Genomic DNA, 3,805 nt, shown 5'->3' with positions numbered 1-3,805 from the left:
GGCGGGAGCCGGTGCCGTATTCCTCGCCGGCGAAGACCACCGTCGCGTGGCCCTGGGCCATGTACTGCATGGCGGCATCGAAGATCGACATGCGTTCGCCGCGCCGTGGCCCATCGCCCTGGAACAGGGTGTAGCCCCCTTCCTCGCGCGAGCCGTCTTCCAGCGGCGGGATCATCAGGTTCTTGATGCGCACGTTGGCGAAGGTGCCGCGCATCATGACCTCGTGGTGGCCGCGGCGCGAGCCGTAGCTGTTGAAGTCCGGGCGTGCCACGCCATGCTCCTTGAGCCACTCGCCCGCCGGCGAGCTCTCCTTGATCGAGCCGGCCGGAGAGATGTGGTCGGTGGTGATCGAGTCGCCGAACAGCGCCATGATGTGCGCCCCGCGGATCGCCTCGCCCGTGGCTGCCGCGCCGCTCGCGCCCTCCAGCGTGAAGCCGGAGAAATACGGGGGCTCGGCAATGTAGGTGCTCTGGGGCCAGGAATAGACCTCGCCGGTCACGCCCTGGATGCGGCCCCACAGCTCGCCCGGGTCGGTCTTCACCTTCGCGTAGTTCTCGCGGAAGGCCTTGCCGTTCATGGCGTAGTGCATGAGCTGGTGGACTTCCTCACTGGTGGGCCAGATGTCGCGCAGGAAGACCTCCTTGCCGTCCTTGCCGCGCCCCACGCATTCGGTCGTGAGGTCGCGCAGCATGGTGCCGGCGATGGCGTAGGCGACCACCAGCGGCGGGCTGGCCAGGAAGTTGGCCCTGATGTTGGGGTGGATGCGCGCCTCGAAGTTGCGGTTGCCCGACAGCACCGCGGCACACACCAGGTCGTTGCGCGCGATCACGTCGTTGATCGCCGGCGCCAGGTCGCCCGCGTTGCCGATGCAGGTCGTGCAGCCATAGCCCGCCAGCGCAAAGCCGAGCTTTTCCAGGTACGGCAGCAGGCCGGTCTCGGCCAGGTACTGCGTGACCACGCGCGAGCCCGGCGCGAGCGAGGTCTTGATGTGCGGCTGCACCGTCAGGCCCGCCTCCACCGCCTTCTTGGCCAGCAGGCCGGCGGCCAGCAGCACGCTGGGGTTGGAGGTGTTGGTGCAGCTGGTGATGGCGGCGATCAGCACGTCGCCGTTGCCGATGGTCGGGTCGCCTTCCATCGGAGGCAGGGCCGCGGCACTGGCGCGCTCGTCGTGCATGATCTCGCGCGCCGGCTTGTTCTGCTTCATCTCCGCCAGGAAACGCGGTGCGCCCGGGGGCGTCTCCGGATCCTGCGGCACCACGTCCGGCACCAGGGCCGAGCGCTGCACGTGGTGGCGTGTCTTGAGCAGCTCCGCCGGCTGGTTGAAGCCGCCCTCGGACATCGGCTTGCTGAACAGCGAGGCGAACTGCCGGGCGACGCTGCCCAATTCGATGCGGTCCTGCGGACGCTTCGGACCGGCAAGGCTCGGGGTGACGTTGGCCAGGTCCAGACGCACGATCTGCGAATACTCGATGTCCCCCGCCTTTGGAACCCCGAACAGCCCCTGGGCACGGAAGTAGGCCTCCAGCGCGGCGATTTCCTGCTCGTCCCGGCCGGTGCCCCGGAAGTATTCGAGCGTCTTCTCGTCCACGGGAAAGAAACCCATGGTCGCCCCATACTCGGGCGCCATGTTGCCGATGGTCGCGCGGTCGGGCAGGGAGAGCGAGCGCGTGCCTTCGCCGAAGAATTCGACGAACTTGCCCACCACCTTGGCTTCGCGCAGCATCTGCGTCACGGTCAGCACCAGGTCGGTGGCGGTCACGCCCTCGCGCAGCTCGCCCGTCAATTCGAAGCCGACGACATCAGGCGTGAGGAAATACACCGGCTGGCCGAGCATCGCCGCCTCGGCCTCGATCCCGCCCACGCCCCAGCCGACCACGCCGATACCGTTGATCATGGTGGTATGGCTGTCGGTGCCGACCAGGGTATCCGGGTAATACACTCCGTCCTTGCTGCGGTGCACTCCCGGCGCCAGATATTCCAGGTTGACCTGGTGGACGATGCCGAAACCGGGGGGCACGACCCCGAAGGTGTCGAATGCCTGCATGCCCCATTTCATGAACTCGTAGCGCTCGCGGTTGCGGTGGAATTCGAGTTTCATGTTCAGGTCGAGCGCCTCGGGCGTGCCGTAGTAGTCGACCATGATGGAGTGGTCGACCACCAAGTCGACCGGCACCAGCGGTTCGATTTTGCGCGGGTCTTTGCCGAGGCGCTCGGCTGCGCTGCGCATGGCGGCCAGGTCCACCAGCAGCGGCACCCCGGTGAAATCCTGCAGCACCACGCGCGAGACGATGAAGGGGATTTCCTCCTTGCGCACGCCGGTCGGGCTCCACTGGGCGAGCTGGGCCACGTGCTCGGCAGTGACCTTGCGTCCGTCGCAGTTGCGCAGCACGGATTCCAGCACGATGCGCAGGGAAATGGGAAGCCGCTGCACCGAGGGAAACTGCTTTGCCAGCTCCGGCAGGGAAAAGAAGCGCCCCTGCGCACCGGTGGCCGTACTGAGCGGCTGGATGGTGGATGCAAAGGGATGGGAGCCGCTTTGCAGGGAGGTTTCTTCGTGGCTTGGATAGGACATGCAGTAACTCCAGTGAGATGGCGACAACGCCCCATTCTGTCAGCACTGCCACACCAAGCCAACGTGAAAAACCTCTTGGGCGCCCATCCAAGAAAGATCGGCGCGCCGTCCTGCACGGCAAGGGGTTGTTATCCTACACACGCCGTACCGCACGGCCTGTGCAGGGACGCAGCCTGAAGACCGGCACCGGCCCGCGAGGCCTGCCGGTCTGGCACACGCCCGCGGGCTGGAGGCCCTACATCGGCCGGAGTTGCCGCGGCGCCACCGATGGCAGCGCCCGGCTTTTCACCGTGAGCCCGCTACTTGCAGGTATTCAGATGGCGAATTTCTCGCGATCCTCGTTCTGAATCCAGCGCGGCGGCTTTCCACGGCCCGTCCAGGTCTGGCCGGTGGCCGGATTGCGATACTTCGGGGGCACCTTCGTGCCTGCGGTGGAGGTCGCGCGCGTGCTGCGGCCCGAGGGGAATACATCCTGCGGAGTCAATTCGAACTCGGCGACGAGTTCGCGCACCTTTGCAACCGCCGCGGACAGCTCACGGCGGCGCGCGTCCTTGATGCGCTGCTCCAGGGCTTCGCGCTCCTTCAGGAGATCTCTATAGCTGGCTTCTTGGTTCACGGTGGAATTCAAGTGGACGTTATGGATATGCATGCGGGGCGGATTATAAATACATCGGGGCGGCGCTGCATACCTGTGTCGTGAATATCTACACCCAGGGCTTTCTCGGGTTTCGCGCCCAGTGCGGCGCCAATCTGCGCCACAATGGCGCGCGGGAAACGGCCGCCGCGGTCCTGCCTGCCTGGGGCTGAACGGCCCGCACGCGGGCGAAAGAACGCACCGGGGCGTCACGCAAGCGTATTTCCACGTATATCCACCGCCTCGGACACCGCAAGCCCTGCCCCCAAATAACGCATGACCTCATGAGCACATATTGCATTGGCGATATCCAGGGCTGCGACGACGCGCTGGCGCGGCTGCTCGCCGAAATCGGCTTCTCGCCCAGTCGGGACACTGCCTACCTCCTGGGCGATCTGGTCAACCGCGGCCCCGATTCCGCCGCGGTGCTGCGGCGCTGCCGGGCGGCCGATGGCAGCCTGCTGCCGGTGCTCGGCAACCACGACCTGCACCTGCTCGCGGTGGCCCATGGCGTGCGCCCGCCGTCGCGGCGCGACACCTTGGACGGCATCCTGGCTGCACAAGACCGCGCCGCCCTGCTGGACTGGCTGCGCCTGCAG

3 protein-coding genes are annotated in these 3,805 nt (G+C 66.6%); 1 reads left to right on the top strand and 2 read right to left on the bottom strand.

The genetic code is table 11. The features are described from left to right. Window positions 1-2,572, bottom strand: a 2,572-nt coding sequence (locus A612_RS05795; protein WP_019373586.1) for an aconitate hydratase, incomplete at its 3' end; no start/stop codon positions are given. Window positions 2,573-2,885: 313 nt separating this feature from the next. Continuing rightward, complete coding sequence (locus A612_RS05790; protein WP_040436197.1) at window positions 2,886-3,188, bottom strand: H-NS histone family protein; 303 nt, start codon at window positions 3,186-3,188, stop codon at window positions 2,886-2,888. Window positions 3,189-3,490: 302 nt separating this feature from the next. Here A612_RS05790 and A612_RS05785 point away from each other — a divergent pair. After that, window positions 3,491-3,805, top strand: a 315-nt coding sequence (locus tag A612_RS05785; RefSeq protein ID WP_019373584.1) for a metallophosphoesterase, incomplete at its 3' end; no start/stop codon positions are given.

The organism is Melaminivora alkalimesophila (assembly GCF_000282995.1).
Taxonomy (GTDB): domain Bacteria; phylum Pseudomonadota; class Gammaproteobacteria; order Burkholderiales; family Burkholderiaceae_C; genus Melaminivora; species Melaminivora alkalimesophila.
This window is presented reverse-complemented; position numbering and strand designations above follow the sequence as displayed.